This is a genomic window from Chelatococcus sp. KU-N122, assembly GCF_055391085.1.
This window is the reverse complement of record NZ_AP043981.1, coordinates 8,672,844-8,696,481: the sequence shown is the minus strand read 5'-3', so window position 1 is coordinate 8,696,481 and position 23,638 is coordinate 8,672,844. Positions and strand designations below refer to the sequence as shown.

Sequence of the window (23,638 nt, the reverse complement as noted above, 5' to 3'; positions counted from 1 at the left end):
TGGCGAGCTGGCTAAACGACCGGCCCGCCAATTGATAATGGAAGCTCAACCCAGCGCCACGCCCGCCAGCGCCAGCAGCACCACGATAATCCAGGGCGGCGCTTTCCACACGGTGAGCAGCAGGAAGCCCGCGAGGGCCAGTGCGAAGTCGCGCGGCGCCAGCACGCTGCTGGTCCACACCGGGTCGTAGAGCGCGGCGCCGAGGATGCCGACGACGGCGGCGTTGGTCCCGCGCATGGCCGCCTGCGCCGCGGCGCGGCGCCTGAGCGCGTCCCAGAACGGCAGTACACCGGCGACCAGCAGCAGGCCCGGCAGGAAGACGGCGACGAGCGCGATCGCGGCACCGGCGAGGCCGTTGGGCGCCGGCCCCATCACCGCGCCGAGATAGGCAGCGAAGGTGAACAGCGGCCCGGGCACTGCCTGGGCCAGGCCGTAGCCGGCAAGGAAGGCCTCGTTGCTCACCCAGCCCGGCGCCACCGTCTCGGCCTGCAGCAGCGGCAGCACCACGTGCCCGCCGCCGAAGACGAGGGCGCCGGAGCGGTAGAAGGCGTCGAACAGGGCGATCGGCTGCGCGCCGGTGGCGCCGGCCAGCACCGGCGGGAGCAGCAGCAGAGCGGCGAACAGCGCCAGGCAGACGGCGCCGGTGCGGCGCGACAGGGGGACGCTCAGGTGGCTCGCCGGAGCGGGTGCCTCGCCGCGGCAGAGCCACAGGCCGGCGAGGGCACCGAGCGCGATGGCGGCGATCTGGCCGAGCGCGCCGCCGGCGAACACCACGATCAGCACCGCGGCCAGCGCGATGGCGGCGCGCGGCCGGTCCGGTGTCAGGCTCCGCGCCATGCCCCAGATGGCCTGGGCGACGACGGCGACCGCGACCAGCTTCAGCCCGTGCAGCAGCCCGCCGGCTCCGCCGAGCGCAGCGGCGCCCAGCGCACAGGCGACGAGCAGGATGGCAGACGGCAAGGTGAAGCCGGCCCAGGCGGCGAGGCCGCCGAGCCAGCCCTTGCCGCGCAGCAGGCCGAGCGAGAAGCCGACCTGGCTGGATGCCGGGCCCGGCAGGAACTGGCACAGCGCCACCAGATCGGCGTAGCCGGCCTCGTCGATCCAGCGGCGGCGCACCACCAGCTCGTCGCGGAAATAGCCGAGATGGGCGATGGGCCCGCCGAACGAGGTGAGGCCGAGCTTGAGGAAGACACGGAAGACCTCGCCGGGGCCGCCCGTGTCCGTGTCGGCGCCGAGGCGCTCGTCCGGCTGTTGCAACTCGTCGGTCATCCGGGGCCTGTGGCGGGGTGGCGTGGCCGGCGCTTCGTGGCCGGCGCCGGCACGCCTGTCAACGGATGGCGCCACGCCCACCCGCCACGCTCGGGCACGCCTCCGGCGGCTGCAATCAGTTCTGCCGGGAGGTGTCGTCCGCCCCGCCGGCCGGGCCGGGCAGGCTCGTGCTCCTGGCCGGGCCGTTGGCGCTGCGCTGCGTCCCGTCCAGCAGCGCCTCCACCGGATTGCCGCCCGCGAAGCCGGCCTGGGAGAGGATGGCGTCGACGATCGGCTTCTGCGCCCCGAAGCTGAGCAACTGGCTGCTGAGGTCCGAGATCGGGCTCGCCGCGCCCGGCGCCGCGCCGCCGGGGCCGACGGCACCGAGCAGGTTGCCGGCGCTGAAGATCTTGATGTCAGAGATCTTTTCGACCGGCTTCATGGCTTGCTCGAGCGCCTCGGGGATGACGGCGATGCGTTGCTTGGTGAGCTCGAAGTCGACCATCTGCGGCGACAGCGCGTTGCGCGCTTCGTTGAGCGCCCGCTCGCGCTTGGCCTCGGCCTCGCCGAGCTCGATGATGCCGCCGGCGCGCACCTTGTTGGCGTCGGCTTCCGCCTGCGCCTGGGTGAGCATGGCGGCCGCCAGGTTTTCCGCCGCCTCACGCTCGGCCTCGGCCTTGACGGTCACTCCGGTCGCCGCCTGCTCGGCCTCCTTGCGGGCCTCGATCACGGCGATCTTCTTGGCGCGGTCGGCCACCTCGACGGCGCGTGCGGTCGCCACCTGCTCCTCGGCGGTGACGGCGGCGGCGCGGGCTTCCTCGGCCTTGGCCTTGGCCTGGGATTCGGCCTCGCTCTTCTGGGCGACGGCGATGGCCGCCTCGATGCGGGCGGTTTCGGTGATGCGCTTGGCTTCCGCCTCGTTCTCGGCAATGCCGCGCTCGGCCAGGATACGCGCCGTCTCCTTGGCCTGCCAGGCCTCGGCTTCGCTCTTGGCCACGCCGCGCTCGGTCTCCAGCCGCGACGTCTCTTCGGCCAGACGCGCCGCCTGCTCGGCGCGCGCCTGCTCGGCCCGCGTTTCGGCCGTCTTGTTGGCGATGTCGCGCTGCTGGCTGAGCTCGGCGTCGCGTTGCTCGCGCTCGATGGTCAGCCGCTGCAGCACGGCCTCGCGGTCCTTGGTGGCGATCGCCACCTCGTTCTCGCGCACGATCTCGTTGCGCTCGCGGCGGCGCTCCTCGGTGACCCGGGTGAGCGCCGTCAGGCCCTCCGCGTCGAAGGTGTTGTTGGGGTTGAAGTGGACGATGTCGGTCTGGTCGAGGCGCGTCAGCGACACCGATTCGAGCTCCAGGCCGTTCGACTGGAGGTCGGCGGCGACTGCATCCTGCACCGCCTTGACGAAGTTGGAGCGCTTCTCCTGCAGGTCCTTGAGCGTCATGGTGGCGGCGACCGAGCGCAGCCCGTCGACGAACTTGGCCTCCACCAGCGTCTTCAGCAGGTCGGCGTTGTTGGTGCGGTCGCCGAGGGTCTGGGCGGCGAGCGCGATGTTTTCCTCGTCGGGCTTCACCCGCACGTAGAACTCGGCGGTGATGTCGGCGCGCATACGGTCGGCGGTGATCAGCGACTCGCCCTGGCTCCGCTGCACCTCGAGCCGCAGGGTGCTCAGCTGCACCCAGGAATAGGAGTGGAAGATCGGCAGGATGACCGAGCCGCCGTCGAGCACCACGCGCTTGCCGCCGAGGCCGGTGCGCACATAGGCCTTGTCGCGGGTGGCGCGCGTGTAGAGCGCGGCCATGACCAGGCCGATGCCGATGATGAGCGCGATGATGACGCCGGCAATGGTGAGCATGGAAGCAAAGGTCATGAGCATGTTCCCCCTGGTTCGGCCTGGAGCGGCGGCTCCTGCGGAGGCGGAGCTGCCCGTTCGATCTCGTCACGGCACCGGATCCGCCCCGCGGCGGGGACCGGTGCCCTAGCTGGACGCGCCCAGCTCGTCCGGCGCCGGAATCGCCTCGAACACGCCGCCGGCGCCGTCGACGACGATCACCAGCGCGCCCTGGGCGATGATGTGGCCCGGGGCGGCCCGCGCCCGCAGCACGTGGACGTTGCCGTGGCGGTCCTTGATGCGCACGCGGCCGGGCTTGTCGTCGTCGAGCGGGCCGAGCGTCACGGTGCCGATGGAGCCGATGAACTCGGCCTGGCTCACCACGGCGGTCTCGTCGCGCGGAAAGATTCGTCCCGTCCAGCGCGACAGTGTCCGGGTGAGCGGCGCCGCCGCCACCAGCGCGGCGAGGCTGGCGATCAGCGTCGGCAGCGGCGCCGCGACCGCCTGGGCGACGCCCTGAAGCACCAGGCCGGCAATGGCGAAGGCGGCCAGTGCGATCATCATCAGCACCAGCAGCGGCACGCCGCCGGCGTTGAGCCAGGACATCCAGGCACCCATCACGCCGTGGTCGCCGTAGTCCGGATGCGGCACGAGGCCGTCGTCGACGAGCGTCGAGACCGACAGGCCCACGATCAGGGCGAGAAGCTCGACGGCCACCAGGCCGACGAGGATCAGCGCGGCGATGGTGAAGGGATAGAAGCCGGGCGCGGTCAGCACGCTCATGAGCCGGTGCGTCCCTTGTAGAGCGCCAGCCGCTGCTGGATGGCTTTCTCGCGCTGCAGCCGTGCCAGCTCCTCCACCTCCGAGGCCCCGGTCGCCGGCCGGGCAGGGACGCCGGTGACGCGCCCGACGGTGTCGAGCGAGCGGGCGAGCCGGTCGTCGTTGCGAACCGAGGCGCTGGCGCTGTCCGCGCCGTTCGCGGCGCCCTTGCTGCGCTTCAGCGCGGCGAGGCGGGCGACCGCATCCTGCCGCGCCGAATGCACGGCCTGCAGCGCCTTGGCCGCCTGCTCGATATCGGTCACGACTTCGGCCAACGCCGTCTCGAGCGCCGCACGCTGGGCCTCCAGGTCGATCTGCAGGCCGACCACCGGCTTCACCAGGTCCTCCCGCCCCTCGGCGAGGCCGAGCTCGATCTTGCCGGCGAGGTCCTCGATCTCGTCGTCGATCTCGGCGATCTTGGCCTTGAGCCTATGCTCCTCGGCACGCGCCCTGGCGGCGCCGCTCCGGGCGTCGTCGGCGACGGCGTCGATCTCGCGGATCGATTGCTCGACGGTGGCGACGGCATTGGCGCCCTCGAACGTGTCGACGGCTCCGTGGGCGACGCCGGCGATGACGCGGCCGATGCGCGACAGGACTCCTTCGGTGGCCATGGCGGTCTCCTTCGGTTTGATCGCGGCGGGAATGCCGACCAGGATGAGAGCTTCGCCGTCCTTGAGCACCAGCCTGGCTTCGGCATGGTCGGCCCAGCCGGCCGTATAGCCCTCGACGGCATAGGGAATGAGCCTGCGCCCCTCGACCGTGGCGAGGCTCAGATGGGTCGGGCTCTTGATGGCGTAGAGGCGGCCATCCAGCGGCAGATCGGCAATCGGCACGCCGGCCGGGCGGCCGGCATGATCGCGCAGGCCGAGCGTCACCAGCCGCGCTGGCAGGCGGGTGCGCTCGCGGATCAGCGCATAGGCCTGCTCATGCAGGGTCACGAGGTTCGCGCTGGCGCCGCGATCGTGCTCGATCTCGTCGAGAACGGCCATCATCACGGCGTAGTCCGCGAGGGTCGCCCGAATCGCCCGCATGTCGTCCGGCGTGGGCGACAGCGCGCAACTCATGGTGGATTGGAAGCGCAACACCATGTACGATATCTAAGGAACGTCTTTTGTGCTTTCAAGGTGTCGCCACGCGAGTCTGAACGCGCGGCGAGCAGACCAGCGGCGCGGCCGCACAGGGATGTCGACGGATTGGTTCGCCGGCGCAGCGCCCGACGCCTCGGTCGGCCGGACCGGCCGGTCTCGCAAGGGCGCCCTTAAGCTATCTAATCGCTCGCCAGGATCAGGTTGCGCACCAGCGGGTAGATCTGGTTCTCCCAGCGGCGGCCGCTGAACACGCCGTAGTGGCCGACGCCGGCCTGCAGGTGGTGGCGCTTGAGGTAGGGGCGCAGGCGGCTGCACAGATCGTGGGCGGCCAAGGTCTGGCCGACGGCGCAGATGTCGTCACGCTCGCCCTCGACGGTGAGCAGCGCGGTGCGGGTCACGGCCCGCGGATCGACCTTGTGGCCGCGATAGGTGAGCTCGCCGCGCGGCAGCATGGCGCGCTGGAACACCCAGTTCACCGTCTCGATGTAGAACTCCGCCGGGAGGTCGAGCACGGCGAAGTACTCGTCGTAGAAGGTCTTCACCACCTCCGCCTTCTCGGTCTCGCCGGCGGCGAGCAGGTTGTACAGCTCCCGGTGCGCCTTCACGTGGCGCTCCTTGTTCATCGACATGAAGGCGTTGAGCTGCACGAAGCCCGGGTAGACGCGGCGACCGGCGCCGGCGTAGCGCGCCGGCACGGTGGCGAGCAGGTTCTTCTCGAACCATTCGATCGGCCGCGTGGTGGCGAGCTTGTTGACCTCGGTCGGGCTGATCCGGGTGTCGATCGGCCCGGCCATCAGGGTCATGCTCTTGGGCTTGGCCGGGTTCTTGCCTTCCTCCATCAGCGAGACCGCCACGAGCACCTGCACGCACGGCTGGCACACCGCCACCACATGCGCACCGGGCCCGAGGTGCTCCAGGAACCGGATCAGGTGATCCACGTATTCCTCGAAGCCGAAGCGGCCGTCGGCCAGGCTGACGTCCCGCGCATTGTGCCAATCGGTGATGTAGACGTCATGGTCGGGCAGCATGGTACGCACGGTGGAACGCAGGAGCGTGGCGAAATGGCCCGACAAGGGCGCCACGATCATGACCCGAGGCTGAGCGGCATCGATGTCCTTCTTGAAACGCAGCAGCGTGCCGAACGGCGTCACCAGCGCCGGCTCCTCGGTGACCGCGACCTCGCGGTTGCCGACGGTGACGGTGTCGATGCCATAGGGCGGACGGCTGTGCGACAAACCGGCGCGCGAGACCATTTCGAGGGCGGCCGACAGATGGGCGAGCGCAGGCGATTCGGCCTTGCCTCGCCACACTTTCAGGCCTTCATACTGGCCCCGCGCAATTTCGCGGATCGGCGCCATCACATCGGCTTGTGCCTGAAACGCTTGATAAAGCATGGAATGGCGTTTCCCGCAGGTCCTCAACGACAGCGAAAGCTAGTGCATGTTTTGCTGCATTGCGACATAAATTCTCGACGGCGGGGTACCGCGTTCGTCGGACGGGTGGGAGGAACGGCTTAGATGGCGCAGGCGACACTGACGATCAGCAGCAAGAACTACTCCTCCTGGTCATTGCGCGGATGGCTGCTGTGCAAGATGGCGGGGCTCGAGTTCGAGGAGGACGCACGCACGCTCGACGATCCCTCGACCCGGGCCGAGCTGCTGCTGCTGTCACCCTCGTTTCTCGTCCCCTGCCTCGTTCACGAAGGTGTGAAGGTCTGGGATACCCTGGCGATCGCCGAGTACCTGGCGGAAGCCTTCCCCGACGCCGGCCTGCTGCCGAAGGACAAGGTGGCGCGCGCCCACTGCCGCTCCGTCTCGGGCGAGATGCACTCCGGCTTCGCCAACCTGCGCTCGGCGCTGCCGATGAACGTCAAGGGCTACTTCCCCAACTTCAAGGTGTGGCAGGGCGCCCAGTCGGACATCGAGCGCATCCTCACGATCTGGCGCGAATGCCTGGCGAGCTCCGGCGGGCCGTTCCTGTTCGGCGCCGCACCTTCGGTCGCCGACGCCATGTACGCGCCCGTATGCTCGCGCTTCCGCACCTACGCGGTGTCGCTCGAGCCCGGCCTCCAGGCTTTTTCCGACACCATCTTCGCCTGGGCGCCGATGCAGGAGTGGGTCAAGGCGGCGGAAGAGGAGCCGGAGGAGCTCGAAGAGCTCGACGTGGAGTTCTAGTCTCTCATGTTCCCAGTCAAGGGCAGAACGCGAGCGGGATCGACTGCTGTCCGCTTTGGCGAAGCAGTTGCGGTCGGCTGGAACTGCACAGGGCTGGAGGTGGAGCTAGAGACGACGGTTGATCAGACTCTCATCCGCGGATTGGATACCGCCTTCCGTGTGTTCGTCTCGGGGCTGTCCTCGGTCTAGAGGGCGGGCGTCGGGCGTATGCTCGGCCACATAACTAGCGACGGGAGTTCCCCACCGCGGCCCCACCTCCGGCGCTGTGTAGGGGCTGGAAGACTGGCCTAAGCCGGTGCCACCTCCCGTCCGATGGCCCACAGGAAAGCTGCCATCTCGCGCGCGATTGCGGCGACCACGACCGGCAGCTTCTTGCCTCCTGTGGTGAGCCGGCGGTAGCGGGCGCAGAGGCGGACCTGCGCCTTCCAGGCGATGTCGCGGACGGCCTTGGGTAGCCCTTCAAGCCGGGCTCGTAGAGCCTCGCTCACCCGGGCAGGATAGCGGTAGGTCCAGGCAGCTTCGACCAGGGCCCTGCGGGCTCGTCGGTTGCCAGCAAGCGTGAGGCCGGAGCGCCGCACCGTCTCGCCAGTCGAGCGCTCTGCGGGAACGAGACCCAGGAAGGCCATGAGCTGAGGCGGACTATTGAAGCGGCGCACATCCCCAATCTCGGCCGCGAAGATGACGGCGACAAGAAAGGAGGCGCCACGCATCGCCTGATAGGCCTCCACGACCGGCGCCATGGACCAGGTCGGCACAATGACAGCCAGCTGCTCGTCGAGACGGTGCAGCCGCTCGGCGGCCTCCGTGATCGCGTCGATCTTCTCCTGGAAGACGATCTGCTGGGCTGCATGCTCGAAGGCTTGGCGGGCGAGCCAGCGACGATGCGCCAAAGTCCAGTGACCGCCGCCGTCATAAATCCGCGCGTGCAGCAGCAGGAAGGACAGCAACTGCTGGCGCTTGCGGCGAAGATCGTCGCCGGCTGCCTCCCGGGCCCGGACCAGATCGCGAATGGCTTCGTGAATCGCGTCGGGAACCCACACCCCGGTCAGCTCGCCAGCCCGGTGCAACCGCGCCAGCGTGACCGCGTCCCGGCGGTTCGTCTTCACCCGCTCCCCCGCCCGCTTCGGAATCAGGGCCGGTGCGACCACCATGCAATCGTGTCCCAGGTCGCGGACTTGGCGGCAGAGCCCGTAGCCGGTCGGCCCAGCCTCGAAGCACACGTGCAGCCGGTCATACCGCCTGCCCAGCTTCTTGATCATCCGCTCGATCGTCGCCGGCTTGTTTTCGATCTCGCCGAGAAAACGAACCTCGCCGTCGCGACCGCCCTCGGCGATCGCTACCGCGTGCTTCAGTTTCGCAACGTCGAATGCAACGAAAGCCTCTATAGTCCCCATGGCTCGCTCTCCGTGCGTGAGGCTCGGCTCGGCCCTCCGAGCAACCCTCGTCTCTTCATCGCACGACAGAGCGAGCCAACCTCACCCACGGAACATGACGTCTAGCGAAGGCTCCGGGCCTTCCCTGCGTCATGGCCGGGCTTGACCCGGCCACCCATCCGCTTGAGAAAAATCACGGTGCGGCCCGACCGAGAACGTCTCGTTCTCGAGTTGATGGATGGCCGGGTCAAGCCCGGCCGTGACGCGGTGGGATGTGCCCTCGCCATGCTCGACGACCTCGTCGCCCGGATCAAGGGCAAGAAGGATCAGCTCGACGCTCTGCGTCCGCTGTCGGGCGGCGCCCTGGCTCAGCTGCAGAAGCACTACGACGTCGAGCTGACCTATACGTCGAACGCCATCGAGGGGAACACCCTCACCCTGCGCGAGACCGCCGAGGTCATCGAGCACGGCATCACGGTCGGCGGTAAGCCGCTGCGCGACCACCTCGAGGCCGTGGACCACTACGACGCGCTGCAATGGATGCGCCAGCTTGCCGGGCAGGCGGTGCCGATCGGCGAGGACACGGTCTGCGAGCTGCACCGGCGCATCGTCGCCCGCAGCCAGCCGGGGATCGCCGCGCCTATAGCCGCTTGCCGCGCCGCATTGTCGGCTCGCCCGTCGTCTTTCCGAACCCGGCCAAGATCCCGCAACTGATGGCCGCCTTCGGCGCACGGCTGACAGCGGTGGACGAGCCGGCATCGATTTTCGATGCCCACTTCCGCCTCACCTCCATCCATCCCTTCGCCGATGGCAACGGGCGGACGGCGCGGCTGCTGATGAACCTGCTGCTGCTCCGTGCCGGCTATCCACCGATCGCGGTGCGGCTCGAGGACCGCAAGACCTATCTGGACACGTTGGAGCGGGCCTCGCTCGCGGACGACCCAGAGCCGTTTCAGCGCTTCATGCGCGAACGGCTGGACGCCACCTTGGCGGAGTATCTCGCCGTCCTCGAGGAGGCCGAGCCGCCGGCTTGACCCATGCTCGCCAGAGCATTTCGTCATGGAACGGGATCATCGATCCCATGGCGAAATGCTCATAACTTTCCGAATCTGGAGCGCCGCGCGTCACGCCCCCGCGACGCCAACGGGCACGACGTCCACCTTGACGTCGAGGTCCTGCTCGCCGGCGCCGAGGATGATGCCGTCGACGGGAGAGATGTCGGCGTAGTCGCGGCCGGTCGCCAGGTCGATGTGGTCGTTGAGCGCCCGGATGTTGTTCGTGGGATCGAAGCCGACCCAGCCGATGTCGTCGCCGGCCCAGACCGCGACCCAGGCGTGGGTGGCGTCGGCGCCTTCGAGCCGCTTCTGGCCGGGCGGCGGCACGGTGCGCAGGTAGCCGCTGACATAAGCCGCGGGCAGGCCGAGGCCGCGCAGGCCGGCGATCATGATGTGGGCGAAGTCCTGGCAGACGCCGCGGCGGTGCTCGAAGGCCTCCTTGAGCGGCGTCGACACCGCGGTCGCCTTGGTGTCGTAGGCGAACTCGGCCTTGATGCGCGCCATCAGGTCGTCCGCCGCCTCCAACAGCGGACGGCCGGGCGTGAACGAGCGCTCGGCGTAGGCGGTGATGGCGGGATCGAGGCCGACGAGCCGGCTCGGATAGAGGTAGTGCGCCGGCGACGAGGCCGCGAGCGAGTTGGAGGCGAACGCCTGGGCCCGGATGTCCTCCCAGCCGCGGCCCAGGAACAGGCCCATCTGTCCCTCCCGGTCCACGTCGACGCGCGAGCGCGCCTCGACGCTGAGCTCGCTGTGCGGCGTCTCGATGGTCACGGTCACGACGACGTGGCCGAAGAAGCTGATGCGCTCCCGCCGCTCGGCCGGTTCCGGCGTGATGACGAGCCGGCTCCACAGCACCTGCTGGCCGTGGGAGCTCGTCGGGATCAGCCGCATGGTGCAGCGGGCGAAGCCGACGGGTGCTTCGTAGGTGTAGGTGGTCAGGTGGCGGATGTCGTAGATCACGCGAGGCCCGTGAGCTTCTCCGGCCGCATGGCGCCCGGTCCGTGCAGGAAATAGCGCGCCCCGATCGCCTCCGACAGCTGCAGCAGCCGTTGCTCGATGGCGAGGATCTTGCCGACGTCGAGCTGCTCCGCCTCCTGCGTCGTCATGTCGGCGGCGAGTGCGACGCTCAGGCGGCGCGGCGGCTCGAGCAGCCCGTCGGCGCGCAGCGACGGCAGCGCCGCCAGATGGTCCTGCAGGCGCAGCACCTGGAAGGCGACGGAGCGGGGATTGTAGGGGTCGAGCACCACCATGTCGCGCACCGGGGCCAGCGCGAAGCCGGCGATATAGCGCGAGCGGTAGGTGATCTGCGAATCCACCAGGTCGAGCAGCACGTCGAGGTCGTCGACGGTGGCGTCGTCGGCCGCGAACTGGCGGGCGAAGCGGCAGGTGACGACGCCGCGCTCAATGCGCCGGCCCATGTCGATGAAGGGCCAGCCGGCGACGCGGTTCATGTTCTCCTGGGCGAGCCCCGAAAGCGTGGCAAGCCATTGCAGGGCGCGGTCGGCGCGGTCGAAGGCCTCCGCTTCGGTGAGCTGCCCGTGCGGGTCGTCCGCCAGTCGGTCGCTCAGCGCCGCCAGCGCCCGCCAGGCATCGGAGCCCAGGCGCTCGCGCACGCGTGCGGCCGTGCGCCGGGCCGAGCGGACCAGCGCCACGGCCGAGCCGTAATTGGCCTCGCCGTGCAGCGCCGCCGTGGCCACCGCGCCCGGGTCGCCCAGCTGCTCGGGCGCTACGGAGCCCCAGGCGACGAGCAGGCGCTCCAGCCGCTCCAGCGCCGGGCTGGTGCCGTGGATCGCCGGATCCGCCTCGATCAGGCTGCTGCACAGGCAGCGCACCAGCCGCAAGGTCGCTTCCGAGCGCTCCAGGTAGCGGCCGAGCCAGAATAGATTGTCGGCTGCCCGGCTCGGCAGCACGCCGACGATGCGCCGCGTCTTCACCGCGTCGGAGCGCGGCAGCAGCGTGGTGATCTCGACCGGCTTGTCGGCCAGCACCCAGACGTCCGCCGACTGCACGCCCTCGCCCATGGAGAGGGCGCGGGCGTCGGGCGAATTGGAGACGCGGCAGAACCCCCCGGGCATGATCGCCCAGCCCTCGGCCGTGGCGGCGGCGTAGACGCGCAGCACGAAGGGGCGGGGGGCCAGCCGGCCGTCTTCCCACACCGGCATCGTCGACAGCCGCACCACCTCCTGGCCGACGAAGTCGACCGGCCGCCGCTCCATGGCCGCGATCAGCGCCTCGCGCGCGGCACCGGTCAGGCTGCGGCCGGGCACGGGCGAGGGGCTGCCGAGGCCGGTGACGGGGCGGTCGAAGGCGCCGGCGATGGCGAGCTCGTCGAGCCGGTCGAGCACGAAGGCTCGCTCGCCCGGTTGTCCGCACCACCAGGTCGCGATGTTGGGTAGCTTCAGGTCCTCGCCGAACATGCGACGGCACAGCGCCGGCAGGAAGCTCATCAGCGCCCGGCCCTCGACGAAGCCGGCGCCCGGCATGTTGGCGACGACCACCTCGCCGTTGCGCAGGGCCTGCATCAGCCCGGGCACGCCGAGCCGGGAGGCGCTGTTGAACTCCAGCGGGTCGATGAAGTCGGCATCGACCCGCCGCCACAGGGCGTCGACCCGCTTGAGGCCCGCCACGGTGCGCACGTGCAGGCGCCCCTCGTGCATGATCAGGTCGTCGCCTTCCACCAGCAGGAAGCCGAGGTAGCGGGCGAGGTAGGCCTGCTCGAAATAGGTCTGGCTGAAGGGGCCCGGCGTCAGCAGGCAGATGCGCGGATCGGAGCGTCGCGCGGCACCGATGAGCCCGGTGCGGAAGGCGCCGAAGAATGGCGCCAGCCGCTCCACGTTCATCTCGTTGTAGAGGCTGGGGAACGCCCGCGACGACACGAGCCGGTTCTCCAGCGCGTAGCCGGCGCCGGAGGGCGCCTGGGTGCGGTCGGCCAGCACCCACCAGCCGCCGTCGGGGCCGCGGCCGATATCGGCGGCGTAGATGCGCAGGTGGCGTCCGCCGGGAGGATCGATGCCGTGCGCCTCGGGCAGGAAGTCGTCGTTGCCGGTCACCGCCGCGGCCGGCAGCGCGCCGTCGCCGATGAGGTAGCCCGGCCCGTAGACGTCGGCCAGAATCGCTTCGAGCAGGGTCGCACGCTGGGCGACGCCTTCGGCGATGGCCCGCCACTCGCTCTCGCCGATCAGCAGCGGGATGCGGCCGAGCGGCCAGCTGCGGTCGTTCGCCTCGCCGTAGACCCGATAGGTCACGCCGGCGTCGCGGATGTGCCGGTTGGCGGCGGCGAAGCGCCGTTCGCTCTCCTCGGCGGGAACGGCCGCCAGCGTCTCCAGGAAGCGGCGCCAATAGGGCCGTGGCCGACCGTCCGGTCCGATCAGCTCGTCAGGGATGCCGGGGAGCGGCTTGTAACCCTCGATCCAGTCCAGGAACTGGCGCTCCGCCGGACCGGCGCGGTCGTCTGGCGCATGGGACACACGATGGGTCGCATCAGCGGGCACGGCTCGTCCTGAGGTCCAGCGTCAACGGGAACTCGCCCGTCCGCTCATCCGGGGGAACATCGATCGGGCCCGGAGTATGACCGTGATCTTGGAAGCGCGCGAGCCGTCGCGCCTGCGCTTCGTACGAGTTTACGGGGAATGTCTCATAATTGCGACCTGCCGGATGGGCGACGTGGTAGACGGCGCCCGCCAGCGAGCGGCCGTTCCAGGTGTCGATGATGTCGATGGTCAGCGGCGCGTGCACGGCCATGGTGGGGTGCAGGCCGCTCGCCGGCTGCCACGCCTTGTAGCGGACACCGCCCACCGCCGTGCCGGCATGGCCCGTGGCCGTCATCGGCACCCGCCGTCCGTTGCAGGCGATGACGTGGCGCTCGGGCAGGAAGCCGCTCACCTTCAGCTGCACCCGCTCGACGGAGGAATCGACGAAGCGCACGGTGCCGCCGCCCGCGGACTCCTCGGCCATCACGTGCCACGGCTCCAGCGCATGGCGCAGCTCCAGCGACGTGCTGCCGAAGCCGATGCGGCCGAGCAGCGGGAAGCGGAACTCCTGCTGGGCTTCGAACCAGGCCGGCTTGATCGGATAGCCGGCTCGGTTGAGGTCGGCGATGACGTCGAGCAGATCGGCCCAGACGAAGTGAGGCAGCATGAAGCGGTCGTGCAGGGCGGTGCCCCAGCGGACCAGCTGGCCGCTCTGCGGCTCGCGCCAGAACCAGGCGACGAGCGCCCGCAGCAGCAGCTGCTGGGCCAGGCTCATGCGGGCGTCGGGCGGCATCTCGAAGGAGCGGAACTCGATCAGGCCGAGCCGGCCGGTGGAGCTGTCGGGCGAGTACATCTTGTCGATGCAGATCTCGGCCCGGTGCGTGTTGCCGGTGAGGTCGACGAGCAGGTTGCGGAACAGCCGGTCGACCAGCCACGGTGCCGGCGGCTCGCCGGCGCCGGGCAGCGGCACTGTGTCGAGCGCGATCTGAAGCTCGTAGAGGCTGTCGTGGCGCGCCTCGTCGACGCGCGGCGCCTGGCTGGTCGGGCCGATGAACAGGCCGGAGAACAGGAAGGACAGCGATGGGTGGCGCTGCCAGTAGAGGATGATGCTCTTGAGCAGGTCGGGCCGGCGCAGGAACGGCGAGTCGGCGGGGTCGGCGCCCCCCAGCACCACGTGGTTGCCGCCGCCGGTGCCGGTGTGGCGGCCGTCGATCATGAATTTCTCGGTGCCGAGGCGGCACTGGCGCGCGTCCTCGTAGAGACCTTGCGTGATCGCCACGGCCTCGCGCCAGCTGCCGGCGGGATGGACGTTGACCTCGATGACGCCGGGATCGGGTGTAACCTTGATCAGGTTCAGCCGCGGGTCGACCGGCGGTCCGTAGCCCTCGATGCGGACGGCGGTGCCCGCGTCGGCCGCGGCGAGCTCGATCCGCGCCAGCAGCTCCAGGTAGTCCTCGGTGCGCTCGACCGGCGGCATGAACGCGTGAAGAACACCGCCGCGCTCTTCCACGATCAGCGCCGTGCGCACAATGCCCTCGGGCACCGGCGGCGGCGCGACGCCGGCGTGGATCTCGTCGAAGCTGGGCAGCTCGCCGCTGACCGCGGACGGATCCTGCTCCACCAGATGCGGATATTCGCCCGGCGGCAGCTGCGGCAGGCTGGCCAGCGGCAGGCGCAGGCCCGCCGGCGAGTCGCCGGCGACCAGGAACAGGTGGCCGCGCCGGAACGTCCAGCGCTCCGTCGTCCAAGGGCGGCTCGCCGGGGGCCGTCCGCCGCGGGGCGGCGCTGCAGCGGCAGCACGTAGGCGGCCGGCGTCGTGAGCCCGGTCTGGAGGACGCGCACCAGGCCGGTGCGCTCCTCGGCCTCGTCGAGCTTGCGCGCCAGCGGATCGATGTTGTCGGGCAGCTCCGCTTCCCGGACGATCCACACCAGCGGATCCTCGTAGGCCGGGATGACGCGGCCGTCGGCGGCGCCGAGCCGGCGGGCGATCGCGCGGGCGAGCGCGCCGGCACCAGGCCGATCGGCGTCGGCGCCCTTCGGTTCGCCGGCGACGAGGGCCGGGTCGCGCCACATGGGGCGCCCATCCTTGCGCCAGTAGAGCGTGAACGCCCAGCGCGGCAGCACCTCGCCCGGATACCATTTGCCCTGGCCGTAGTGCAGCAGGCCCTGAGGCCCGAAGCGGTCGCGCAGCCGGTGGAGCAGCTTGTCGCCGAGGGCGCGCTTGGTCGGCCCCAGCGCGGCCGTGTTCCACTCGGCCGCCTGGAAGTCGTCGATGGAGACGAAGGTCGGCTCGCCGCCCATGGTCAGGCGGACGTCGCCGGCCTTAAGGTCGGCGTCGACCGCCTCGCCGACGCGGTCGAGCGCCTGCCAGCTGGCGTCATCGAACGGCTTGGTGACCCGCGTCGGCTCGGAGACGCGGGTGACATCCATGGCGAAGCCGAAGTCGACGTTGGCCGGCTCGACCATGCCGGTGATCGGCGCCGCCGAGCGGTAGTGCGGCGTGGCCGCGACCGGCAGGTGGCCTTCGGCGCACAGCATGCCGGAGGTGGCGTCGAAGCCGATCCAGCCGGCGCCGGGAATGTAGACCTCAGCCCAGGCGTGCAGGTCGGTGAAGTCGTGGTCGGTGCCCTTCGGCCCGTCCAGCGGATCGACGTCGGCCTTGAGCTGGATCAGGTAGCCGGAGACGAAGCGGGCGGCAAAGCCCAGATGGCGCAGGATCTGGATCAGCAGCCAGGCCGAGTCGCGGCAGCTGCCGGCGGCCCGCTCGAGCGTCTCCTCCGGCGTCTGCACCCCGGGCTCGAGCCGGATGACGTAGCGGATATCGCGGGCGAGGCGCGCGTTCAGCTCGACCAGAAACTGGACCGTATTCGGCGCGCTCTTCGGCAGGGTGCTCAAAAACGCGGCAAGCCGCGGCTCCGGCGCCTCGGCTTCGAGGTAGGGGGCGAGCTCGACCTTGAGCTCGGGCGCGTAGTCGAATGGGCAGGCTTCGGCGTACGGCTCGACGAAGAAGTCGAACGGGTTGATCACCGCCATGTCGGCGATGAGATCGACCTCCACCTTGAGCTCCGAGGCGGGGTTCGGGAACACCAGCCGGGCCAGCCAGTTGCCGTGCGGATCCTGTTGCCAGTTCAGGAAGTGCTCGGCAGGCGCCACTTTCAGCGAATAGCTGGCGATGCGGGTCCGGCAGTGGGGCGCCGGGCGCAGGCGGACCACCTGCGGGCCGAGGCCGACGGCGCGGTCGTACCGGTAGTGCATCACGTGGTGGAGGGCGACGAGGATCGACACGAAATCCTTGCTCCGGCGCAAATGTCAGGCGACTGCGATTCGCCACGTTAAGCGCCTTGGGAGCAAGAAGCATGCAATGCCGGGCGAGGTGCACCGCGAGGCTGCCCACCTCGCCCTGCAGGCGGGGAGGGCACGCACCGGCTCCGTCGTGGCAGACCGTCAGAACCGGCCGCGACAGGCGAGACGCCGCCGCTCGCGCACGAGATCGGCCAGATAGCGCGTCGGATCCGTGCCGAGCGGCTGCGCCAGGGCGTTGGCGACGTCATCCGGACGCAGGCCGATGTCTTTCAGCTCGCCGTCCGAGAGCTGCGCCAGAACGGCCATCTCGCGTCGGGCTCGCATCGCCCGCATAGGCCGAGCCACCACGTCGACCGCGCGCCGCCACGCACGTCCGGGCCGCGCCGCACCGAGATCCAACGCCGTCATGATCCTCTCCTGAGCTGGAGACGATGCTATGCGCGCGATCCATTGATCGGTCTAACGAATGTTTTTAAGGTCAGGCATGACGAAATGAGATCGATCCATGCTCGACACCGATCAGCTCCGCTCCTTCCTCGCCATCGTCGACACCGGCTCCTTCACCCGAGCGGGAGAGCGGGTGAACAAGACCCAGTCCGCCGTGTCCATGCACGTGCGGCGGCTGGAGGAGCAGCTGAAGTGCGAGCTGTTCGTCAAGAACGGCCGCGGCGTGCGCCTGTCGGCCGATGGTGAGCGGCTGATCGACTACGCCCGCGAGATGCTGCGGGTCGAGGCCTCGGCCCTGTCGGCGATCGCCCGGCGTGGCCTGAGCGGCCGCGTGCGGCTCGGCATCCCCGACGACTACGCCGAGCCGTTCCTGCCGGACATCCTGGCCCGCTTCGGCGCGCGCCATCCGCTGGTCGAGCTGACCGTGGTGTGCGAAGGCTCGCTCGATCTCGCCGTGCGCATCAGCTCCCGCGACCTCGATCTCGCCGTCGTCACCGACTGTGGCGCCATTCCCGACGTGGACGTGGTGCGCGAGGAGGATCTGGTGTGGGTCGCCGCCTCGCACGGGGCGGTCGCCCGGCAGCGGCCGCTGCCGCTGGCGCTGGGCAACCCCACCTGCAACTGGCGGCGCGACACGGAGGCGGCGCTCGCGGCGGCCGGCATCGCGTCGCGGATGATCCTGGTGTCGAACAACTACTCGGCCATCGCCCCGATGGTGAACGCGGGCCTCGCGGTCACCGTGCTGCCGCGCGGTGCCGTCCGGCCGGGCCTGCGCATCCTGGAGGCAGCGGATGGCCTGCCGGCACTGCCGCGCTCACGGGTCGGCATCGTCTGGTCGAAATCGGCCCGTACCGAGGAGGCGCGCGCGCTTGCCGCCGAGATCGCCGCCACGATGGGGTCGGCGGGGGAGGGCGGATTCCAGGGCGTGGCGGACGGCCGGGTCAAGCCCGGCCATGACGCCGCCGGGCGGGCCGTCGCGCTCCCGCTTCGCCGGGCTTGACCTGCCATTGCCGCGGGAGCCGACCGTCGCCTATTTCTCGACGAAGGCCTTTTCGATGACGAACTGGCCGGGCTCGCCGGTGTTGCCCTCGCTGAGGCCCTGCGCCAGCAGCATGTCCTTGAGGTCCTTCAGCATCTCCGGGCTGCCGCAGATCATGACGCGATCCTCGGCCGCCGACAGCGGCTCCAGGCCGAGATCGCTGTAGAGCTTGCCCGACTGCATGAGGTCGGTGATGCGGCCACGGTTGCGGAACGGCTCGCGCGTCACCGTGGGGTAGTAGAGCAGCTTCTTCTCGGCGTCCTCGCCCAGAAACTCGTCGTTGCGCAGCTGCTCGACCAGGGTTTCGCCGTAGGCCAGCTCCGCCACCTCGCGGCAGCCGTGCACCAGGACCACCTTGTCGAAGCGGTTGTAGATCTCCGGGTCGCGGATCAGGCTGGCGAACGGGGCCAGCCCGGTGCCGGTGGCCAGGAGATAGATGTTGCGGCCGTTCTCCAGGTTGTCGAGCACCAGCGTGCCGGTGGGCTTGCGGCCGACGACGATGCTGTCGCCGACGGCGAGGTGCTGCAGCCGTGAGGTGAGGGGCCCGTTCTGCACCTTGATCGAGAAGAATTCGAGCTTGTCGTCGTAATTGGCGCTGGCCACCGAATAGGCGCGCAACAGCGGCTTGCCGTTGACCTCGATGCCGATCATCACGAACTCGCCGCTGCGGAAGCGGAAGCCCGGGTCGCGCGTGGTCTGGAAGCTGAAGAGCCGGTCGGTCCAATGCCGAACGTTGAGAACCTTTTCGGTGTTCAAGTTGCTCATCTGCCGTCCAAGTCCAAGTCTGCGGCCGCCACGGGCCAAGATCCCGTGTCTCGATTAGCCGTATCGACCAGGCGCAGCAAGGCGCGGACCGACGCAGGCCATCGACGGGTTCGGTTGTGCGGCGGAGCCGATCGCTTCGACCCACCATGTTGGCCCTGCGAAGCCGGAAACAAGGGGCGACGAGGCCGGGCCGGGCTTACCGCAACCCGTCGTGGCCCTGGATGTCGGCGGCCGCCAAGCCGCCGGCGCGGGCGTGGATGCGCGGGCCGGTGGTCATCACCAGCGCCAGCAGCAGCTCGTCGGCGCGCGGGGCGTCGCTGACGCCGACCTCCATGGCGTCGAAGTGGCTGCGCACGTAGGAGGCGTTGATGTGGGTGATCGGCACGTCGAGGCGGGTGCCGGGGGCGCCCACCTTCTTGGCGGACGGGACGATCGCCTTGGCGTTGCCCAGCACCTCGCGCATGGCGTAGCCGCCGGGCTCGTGCCACAGCGCGCCGTGCTCGAGCTCGCCGGCGGCGCCGATGATGGCGCCCTTGCCGTAGCCCTCGATCGCCGCCGGATCGTCGCCGAGCGCGCTCAGCAGGTCCCTTGCCATGGACAGGCCGAGCGGCTTCAGGTCGGTCATGAAGCCCTTGATCTCCTCGACGTAACGGCCGGCGAACGGATTGCGAATGACCGTCAGGATGGCGGCGCGCCGCAGCGGCTCGGGGGCGACGGGACCGCCTTCGTGGAAGATCTCCTCCACGTGCAGCACGCTCTTGCGGATTATGACGTCAGGCATGGAGCAGGCTCCCGATGATGGGCGCAACGCGCCGGCTCTGCTCTAACGCGCGAGAATCGATCTCGTCCATGGTCGGTCGCGGATCTGTCCGTCGACCGCGATCGATGACAAAGGTCGGCGGCTCATGCTCCTGCCGGACGGGGCCGAAAAGTATGCAGCGCAGGCCGTCGTCCCGGGTCCGCATCAGGCGCTTTTTGCCGATCGCGGCCCTTGCCGCGGCCGAGCCTGCGCTATATCCCAAAGGACATAGCGAAAACCGCCGGAGCCCCGCATGCGCATCCGTTCGAGACCCGCAGCCGCCGCCGTTGCCCTCGCCCTCGTTGCCGGAGCCGTGCTGGCGCCGCGCGCCGCGGTGGCCGAGGACAAGCCGGTGCTCGTCTTCGCCGCCGCCTCGCTCAAGAACGCGCTGAGCGACATCGCCGCAAAGTGGGAGCAGGACACGGGCAAGAAGGCGACGCTGTCGTTTGCCGCGTCCGGCCCGCTGGCCAAGCAGATCGAGCAGGGCGCACCGGCCGACATCTTCGTCAGCGCCGACCTGGAATGGATGGACTACGTCGACCAGCGCAAGCTCCTGAAGACGGGAACCCGCAACAACCTGCTCGGCAACACCCTGGTGCTGGTGGCGCCGGCGGACGGCGGCGCGAGCTTCAAGCTCGACAAGGGGGCCGATCTCGCCGGCTTCCTCGGCGACGGGCGCCTGGCCATCGGCGACATCCGCTCGGTTCCCGCCGGCCGTTATGCCGAACAGGCCCTGACCGCGCTCGGCATCTGGGACACGGTGAAGGACAAGCTGGCCCAGAGCGAGAGCGTCCGCTCCACCCTGGCTCTCGTCGCCCGCGGCGAGGCGAAGGCCGGCATCGTCTACGGCACCGATGCCAAGGTCGAGCCCAAGGTCAAGGTGCTCGCCACCTTCCCGGCGACGAGCCACGCGCCGATCGTCTACCCGATCGCGCAGCTCGCCTCGTCGGGCAACCCGGACGCAGGCGCCTTCCTCACCTTCCTGCACGGGCCCGCAGCGGCGGCGATCTTCGACAAGTACGGCTTCGCGCTGTGCGGGCAGGCGGCCGTCTGCGGCAAGGCGGCTTGATCGATCGATGGGTGGCCGGGACAAACCCGGCCATGACGAAGTTGGAGTGGAGCGCCCAACCTTCCAACGCGATGGCCGGACTTGACCCGGCCATCCGTCCACCAGGAACGACAGCACCTTGCCCACTCTCTCGCCCGCCGAGTGGACTGCGATCCACCTGAGCCTGCGGATCGCCGGATGGGCGACGCTCGCCAGCCTGCCGATCGCCGTCGCGCTCGCCTACCTGCTGGCGCGCGGCCGCTTCCCCGGCAAGACCCTGCTCGACGCGGTCATCCACCTGCCGCTGGTGCTGCCGCCGGTGGTGACCGGCTACCTGCTGCTCATCACCTTCGGCCGACGCGCGCCGGTGGGCGCCTTCCTCGACCAGTACTTCGGCATCGTCTTCTCGTTCCGCTGGACCGGAGCCGCGTTGGCCTGCGCCATCATGGGCCTGCCGCTCAGCGTGCGCGCCATCCGCCTCGCCTTCGAGGCGATCGACCGGCGCCTGGAGGACGCCGCAGGCACCCTGGGCGCCGGGCCGGTCACCACCTTCTTCGTGGTGACGCTGCCGCTGGCCTTGCCCGGCATCATCGTCGGCGCCATTCTCTGCTTCGCGCGGGCGCTGGGCGAGTTCGGCGCCACCATCACCTTCGTCTCGAACATCCCGGGCGAGACCCAGACCATCTCGGCGGCGATCTACACCGCGACCCAGGTGCCGGACGGCGATGCCGAAGCCATGCGGCTCACGGTCATCGCCATCCTCATCGCGGTCGCGGCGCTGGTGGCGGCGGAGCTGGTGCAGCGGGGCGCGGCCCGGCGCGTGTCCCAGCACGCATGATTCATCGGCGATGATCTCCGTCGACGTCGACAAGCGTCAGGGCGCCTTCCATCTGGTGGCGAAGTTCGCCGGCGGGCCGGGCATCGTCGCGCTGTCCGGCCGCTCCGGCTCGGGCAAGTCGACCCTGGTGCGGCTCATCGCCGGGCTCGACCGGCCGGACCGCGGCCGCATCATCCTCGGCGACAAGCACGTGCTGGTCGATACCGAGCAGAACATCTACGTGCCCAAGCACAGGCGCCGCATCGGCCTGGTGTTTCAGGACGCGCAGCTGTTCCCGCATCTCACGGTGCGGCAGAACCTGCTGTTCGGGCGCGTGTTCGCGCCGCGCGCCGAGCGTCGCATCGGCTTCGACGCCGTGGTCGAGACACTCGGCATCGGCGACCTCCTGGCGCGACGCACGCCGCGGCTGTCCGGCGGAGAGCGCCAGCGCGTCGCCATCGGCCGGGCGCTGCTCGCCTGCCCGCACCTGCTGCTGATGGACGAACCGCTGGCCTCCCTGGACGACGCGCGCAAGGCGGAGATCCTGCCGTTGATCGAGCGTCTGCGCGACGAGTTCGGCACGCCGATCGTCTATGTCAGCCACGCCATGGCCGAGGTGGCGCGCCTCGCCGAAACGGTGGTGGTGATCGAGGCCGGCCGCGTCGTCGCCGTCGGCTCGCCGCAGCAGACCCTGGGGCTCGCCGAACCCGGCGACCGCTTCGCGCAGGCGACCGTGCTCGACGTCACGCTGGGGGCCGTCGACGCGGCCTATGGGCTGACGGCGCTGCACCATCCGGCGGGCGTGCTCAACCTGCCGGCCGAACTCACGCCCATGGGCCGGCGGGCGCGGGTCATCATCCACGCCACCGACGTGAGCGTCGCCACGGCGAGGCCCGCGCAGATGAGCATCCGCAATGTGCTCACCGGCCAGGTGGCGGCGATCGAGCCGGAGGGGCCGGCCCTCGTGGCGATCCGCATCGCGCTCGACGGCGACGGCGTCCTGACGGCCTCCGCCACCCGCAAGGCGGTCGATGACCTGGCGCTGGCGCCGGGCAAGCGCGTCTATGCGCTGGTCAAGACCGTGGCGCTCGACGAGCGGCCCCTGATCGGCTGAGGCGGGCGCCTCTCAGGCGACGCCCGACGCAGCGAGCGCATCGTAGCCCGGCGTTCGCAGCAGGGTGTGCAACTGGCGCCGCCGCACGCCCATGTTGCCGCCGTCGAACAGCGGCAGGGCCATGGCGTCCTCGAGCAGGCCCGCCAGCGGTAGCGCGTGGTCATAGCTGTCGATGCCCACGATCCGCATCAGGTCGGTGATGACGCGGACCGCCGTTTCCGAACCGAAGACCTTGGCCTCGAGGGCGAGCTCCAGCGCCGCGGGCGAACCGGCGTCCAGGGCGTGGCAGGCGCGCCAGCCCAGGGAGCGCGCCGCCTCGATCGCGGTCTTGGCGTCGGCCAGGGCGTAGCCGACCGCCTGGTGCTCGATGATCGGGTGCGCGCCGCCGCGGTGCTCGGCCCGGGCGAAGTCGAGAGCGAATGCAAAGGCCGCGCGCATCAATGCCACGCCGAAGATGCCGACCAGCGCCGCCGTCCCGGTGAAGCTCGCCTCGGTGAGCTCCAGGCCGCCGCCCAGGCGTCCGAGGAGGTGGTCCGCCGGCACCCGCACCTCGTCCAGCCGGAAGCGCGGCGTCAGGTGCGCCCGGTGCCCCATGGACTCCTGCACGTGCTCGAGCACGAGCCCGCGATCAGGCCGCGGCACCGCGATGATGGAAATGGCGCTCGACGGCGGCGCCGCAGCGTCGGTCCGACAGACCACGCACAGGAGGTCGGCGCCCTTGCCGTCCCAGCCGGTCGCCGAGGACACCCATTGCTTGCGGCCCGTGATAACCCATGCGCCCTCCTCGGCCCGTGCCGTGGTCCTCACCCCTTCGCCGGGCGGCGGGGAGCCGGCGTTGGCGCTGCCGCCCGGCTCGCTGGAGGCGAAGGCGGCCAGCGGCGCGCCTTCGGTCGCCAGGAACGGGGGCAGGAACCGCCCGAGCTGCTCGGGTGTACCGCCCAGCAGCAGCGGCGTGAGGCCGAGGACGCTGCCCAGCATGGTCAGCGTCACGCTGGGGTTCACGGCATAGAGTTCCTCGGAGAGGATGGCCAGGTCGACGAGGCTCGCGCAGTCGCCCCCGGCGGCCACCGGAATGCATTTCCGCAGGAAGCCTGCGGCGATCATCTGCTCGTAGAATGGCCGCGTGGCGGCAAAGCGCTCCGCAGGCGTCGGCAACGCGCGGGTGGCGGCATCGACCTTGGAGAGGACGTCATGGGCGAAGGCCCGGGCCTGCAGCCGCAAAGCGCTCTGCTCCGGTGTCGGGGTGAAATCGATCGGCAT

The 23,638-nt window shown here is 70.2% G+C and carries 18 protein-coding genes and 2 pseudogenes; 7 read left to right on the top strand and 13 right to left on the bottom strand.

Annotated features, from left to right (window positions below; all coding sequences use genetic code 11):
- Positions 1–45: 45 nt before the first annotated feature.
- From chrA to ACZ5PO_RS39040, 5 genes and pseudogenes are all read right to left on the bottom strand, one after another.
- A complete protein-coding gene (gene chrA / locus ACZ5PO_RS39060; RefSeq protein ID WP_464197228.1) occupies positions 46–1,269 on the bottom strand; it encodes a chromate efflux transporter in 1,224 nt (407 codons plus the stop codon).
- A 117-nt stretch (positions 1,270–1,386) separates the two neighbouring features.
- A pseudogene (locus ACZ5PO_RS39055) lies at positions 1,387–3,091 on the bottom strand (flotillin family protein); the annotation flags it as partial.
- A 123-nt stretch (positions 3,092–3,214) separates the two neighbouring features.
- Entirely contained in the window at positions 3,215–3,850 is a 636-nt protein-coding gene (locus tag ACZ5PO_RS39050; protein ID WP_464188737.1) for an OB-fold-containig protein, read from the bottom strand.
- Positions 3,847–4,974: a PspA/IM30 family protein gene (locus tag ACZ5PO_RS39045; protein ID WP_464188735.1), complete on the bottom strand. Its 1,128-nt coding sequence runs from the start codon at positions 4,972–4,974 to the stop codon at positions 3,847–3,849. The genes ACZ5PO_RS39050 and ACZ5PO_RS39045 overlap by 4 nt, the downstream gene beginning before the upstream one ends.
- A gap of 179 nt (positions 4,975–5,153) precedes the next feature.
- A complete protein-coding gene (locus ACZ5PO_RS39040; protein ID WP_464188733.1) occupies positions 5,154–6,368 on the bottom strand; it encodes a polyhydroxyalkanoate depolymerase in 1,215 nt (404 codons plus the stop codon).
- Between the two features lie 123 nt (positions 6,369–6,491).
- On the opposite strand from ACZ5PO_RS39040, the gene ACZ5PO_RS39035 reads away from it, so the two are divergent.
- Complete coding sequence (locus tag ACZ5PO_RS39035; RefSeq protein WP_464188730.1) at positions 6,492–7,148, top strand: glutathione S-transferase family protein; 657 nt, start codon at positions 6,492–6,494, stop codon at positions 7,146–7,148.
- A gap of 287 nt (positions 7,149–7,435) precedes the next feature.
- On the opposite strand, the gene ACZ5PO_RS39030 is transcribed toward ACZ5PO_RS39035, so the two are convergent.
- Positions 7,436–8,542 carry an IS110 family RNA-guided transposase gene (locus ACZ5PO_RS39030; protein ID WP_464188728.1) on the bottom strand — a complete coding sequence of 369 codons (1,107 nt, stop codon included), beginning with the start codon at positions 8,540–8,542 and terminating at the stop codon, positions 7,436–7,438.
- A gap of 264 nt (positions 8,543–8,806) precedes the next feature.
- Here ACZ5PO_RS39030 and ACZ5PO_RS39025 point away from each other — a divergent pair, with 264 nt between their 5' ends.
- Together ACZ5PO_RS39025 and ACZ5PO_RS39020 are read left to right on the top strand one after the other, a co-directional pair.
- Positions 8,807–9,235: a hypothetical protein gene (locus ACZ5PO_RS39025; RefSeq protein ID WP_464188726.1), complete on the top strand. Its 429-nt coding sequence runs from the start codon at positions 8,807–8,809 to the stop codon at positions 9,233–9,235.
- The gene (locus tag ACZ5PO_RS39020; RefSeq protein WP_464188723.1) at positions 9,235–9,555 is read left to right on the top strand and encodes a Fic family protein; all 321 of its coding nucleotides are present in this window, start codon (positions 9,235–9,237) and stop codon (positions 9,553–9,555) included. Before ACZ5PO_RS39025 ends, ACZ5PO_RS39020 begins: the two co-directional genes overlap by 1 nt.
- 90 nt (positions 9,556–9,645) lie before the next feature.
- Here ACZ5PO_RS39020 and ACZ5PO_RS39015 read toward each other — a convergent pair whose 3' ends face one another.
- The 4 genes and pseudogenes from ACZ5PO_RS39015 to ACZ5PO_RS39000 form a co-directional block, all read right to left on the bottom strand.
- Positions 9,646–10,536 carry a transglutaminase family protein gene (locus ACZ5PO_RS39015; RefSeq protein WP_464188721.1) on the bottom strand — a complete coding sequence of 297 codons (891 nt, stop codon included), beginning with the start codon at positions 10,534–10,536 and terminating at the stop codon, positions 9,646–9,648.
- Positions 10,533–13,067: a circularly permuted type 2 ATP-grasp protein gene (locus ACZ5PO_RS39010; protein WP_464188719.1), complete on the bottom strand. Its 2,535-nt coding sequence runs from the start codon at positions 13,065–13,067 to the stop codon at positions 10,533–10,535. The genes ACZ5PO_RS39015 and ACZ5PO_RS39010 overlap by 4 nt, the downstream gene beginning before the upstream one ends.
- A pseudogene (locus tag ACZ5PO_RS39005) lies at positions 13,057–16,331 on the bottom strand (transglutaminase family protein). Before ACZ5PO_RS39005 ends, ACZ5PO_RS39010 begins: the two are co-directional and overlap by 11 nt.
- 159 nt (positions 16,332–16,490) lie before the next feature.
- A complete protein-coding gene (locus ACZ5PO_RS39000) occupies positions 16,491–16,757 on the bottom strand; it encodes a YjiS-like domain-containing protein (protein ID WP_464188717.1) in 267 nt (88 codons plus the stop codon).
- A 97-nt stretch (positions 16,758–16,854) separates the two neighbouring features.
- Here ACZ5PO_RS39000 and ACZ5PO_RS38995 point away from each other — a divergent pair, with 97 nt between their 5' ends.
- Positions 16,855–17,796 (top strand): LysR family transcriptional regulator, encoded by a 942-nt coding sequence (locus ACZ5PO_RS38995; RefSeq protein WP_464188715.1) that lies wholly within the window; start codon positions 16,855–16,857, stop codon positions 17,794–17,796.
- A 30-nt stretch (positions 17,797–17,826) separates the two neighbouring features.
- On the opposite strand, the gene ACZ5PO_RS38990 is transcribed toward ACZ5PO_RS38995, so the two are convergent.
- Together ACZ5PO_RS38990 and ACZ5PO_RS38985 are read right to left on the bottom strand one after the other, a co-directional pair.
- Positions 17,827–18,600, bottom strand: coding sequence for a ferredoxin--NADP reductase (locus tag ACZ5PO_RS38990; protein ID WP_464188713.1), 774 nt, complete (start codon positions 18,598–18,600; stop codon positions 17,827–17,829).
- Positions 18,601–18,796: 196 nt separating this feature from the next.
- On the bottom strand, positions 18,797–19,381 hold the full coding sequence (locus ACZ5PO_RS38985; RefSeq protein ID WP_464188711.1) for an amino acid synthesis family protein: 585 nt from the start codon (positions 19,379–19,381) through the stop codon (positions 18,797–18,799).
- 271 nt (positions 19,382–19,652) lie between these two features.
- Here ACZ5PO_RS38985 and modA point away from each other — a divergent pair, with 271 nt between their 5' ends.
- The 3 genes from modA (at position 19,653) to modC (ending at position 22,378) form a co-directional block, all read left to right on the top strand.
- Complete coding sequence (gene modA, locus ACZ5PO_RS38980; protein ID WP_464188709.1) at positions 19,653–20,468, top strand: molybdate ABC transporter substrate-binding protein; 816 nt, start codon at positions 19,653–19,655, stop codon at positions 20,466–20,468.
- Between the two features lie 118 nt (positions 20,469–20,586).
- Entirely contained in the window at positions 20,587–21,285 is a 699-nt protein-coding gene (gene modB / locus ACZ5PO_RS38975) for a molybdate ABC transporter permease subunit (RefSeq protein WP_464188706.1), read from the top strand.
- A gap of 10 nt (positions 21,286–21,295) precedes the next feature.
- The gene (modC, locus tag ACZ5PO_RS38970) at positions 21,296–22,378 is read left to right on the top strand and encodes a molybdenum ABC transporter ATP-binding protein (RefSeq protein WP_464188704.1); all 1,083 of its coding nucleotides are present in this window, start codon (positions 21,296–21,298) and stop codon (positions 22,376–22,378) included.
- A 12-nt stretch (positions 22,379–22,390) separates the two neighbouring features.
- Here modC and ACZ5PO_RS38965 read toward each other — a convergent pair whose 3' ends face one another.
- The gene (locus ACZ5PO_RS38965) at positions 22,391–23,638 is read right to left on the bottom strand and encodes an acyl-CoA dehydrogenase family protein (protein WP_464188702.1); all 1,248 of its coding nucleotides are present in this window, start codon (positions 23,636–23,638) and stop codon (positions 22,391–22,393) included.

What these genes read in the sequence shown, in the direction of transcription:
- modC (WP_464188704.1), top strand. Translation starts at nt 21,296, where the DNA reads ATGATCTCCGTCGACGTCGACAAGCGTCAGGGCGCCTTCCATCTGGTG.
- ACZ5PO_RS39040 (WP_464188733.1), bottom strand. Translation starts at nt 6,368, where the DNA reads ATGCTTTATCAAGCGTTTCAGGCACAAGCCGATGTGATGGCGCCGATC.
- ACZ5PO_RS39050 (WP_464188737.1), bottom strand. Translation starts at nt 3,850, where the DNA reads ATGAGCGTGCTGACCGCGCCCGGCTTCTATCCCTTCACCATCGCCGCG.
- ACZ5PO_RS38965 (WP_464188702.1), bottom strand. Translation starts at nt 23,638, where the DNA reads ATGCCGATCGATTTCACCCCGACACCGGAGCAGAGCGCTTTGCGGCTG.
- ACZ5PO_RS38985 (WP_464188711.1), bottom strand. Translation starts at nt 19,381, where the DNA reads ATGCCTGACGTCATAATCCGCAAGAGCGTGCTGCACGTGGAGGAGATC.
- ACZ5PO_RS38990 (WP_464188713.1), bottom strand. Translation starts at nt 18,600, where the DNA reads ATGAGCAACTTGAACACCGAAAAGGTTCTCAACGTTCGGCATTGGACC.
- chrA (WP_464197228.1), bottom strand. Translation starts at nt 1,269, where the DNA reads ATGACCGACGAGTTGCAACAGCCGGACGAGCGCCTCGGCGCCGACACG.
- ACZ5PO_RS39045 (WP_464188735.1), bottom strand. Translation starts at nt 4,974, where the DNA reads ATGGTGTTGCGCTTCCAATCCACCATGAGTTGCGCGCTGTCGCCCACG.
- ACZ5PO_RS38995 (WP_464188715.1), top strand. Translation starts at nt 16,855, where the DNA reads ATGCTCGACACCGATCAGCTCCGCTCCTTCCTCGCCATCGTCGACACC.
- ACZ5PO_RS39035 (WP_464188730.1), top strand. Translation starts at nt 6,492, where the DNA reads ATGGCGCAGGCGACACTGACGATCAGCAGCAAGAACTACTCCTCCTGG.
- ACZ5PO_RS39000 (WP_464188717.1), bottom strand. Translation starts at nt 16,757, where the DNA reads ATGACGGCGTTGGATCTCGGTGCGGCGCGGCCCGGACGTGCGTGGCGG.
- modA (WP_464188709.1), top strand. Translation starts at nt 19,653, where the DNA reads ATGCGCATCCGTTCGAGACCCGCAGCCGCCGCCGTTGCCCTCGCCCTC.
- ACZ5PO_RS39020 (WP_464188723.1), top strand. Translation starts at nt 9,235, where the DNA reads ATGGCCGCCTTCGGCGCACGGCTGACAGCGGTGGACGAGCCGGCATCG.
- ACZ5PO_RS39030 (WP_464188728.1), bottom strand. Translation starts at nt 8,542, where the DNA reads ATGGGGACTATAGAGGCTTTCGTTGCATTCGACGTTGCGAAACTGAAG.
- ACZ5PO_RS39025 (WP_464188726.1), top strand. Translation starts at nt 8,807, where the DNA reads ATGCTCGACGACCTCGTCGCCCGGATCAAGGGCAAGAAGGATCAGCTC.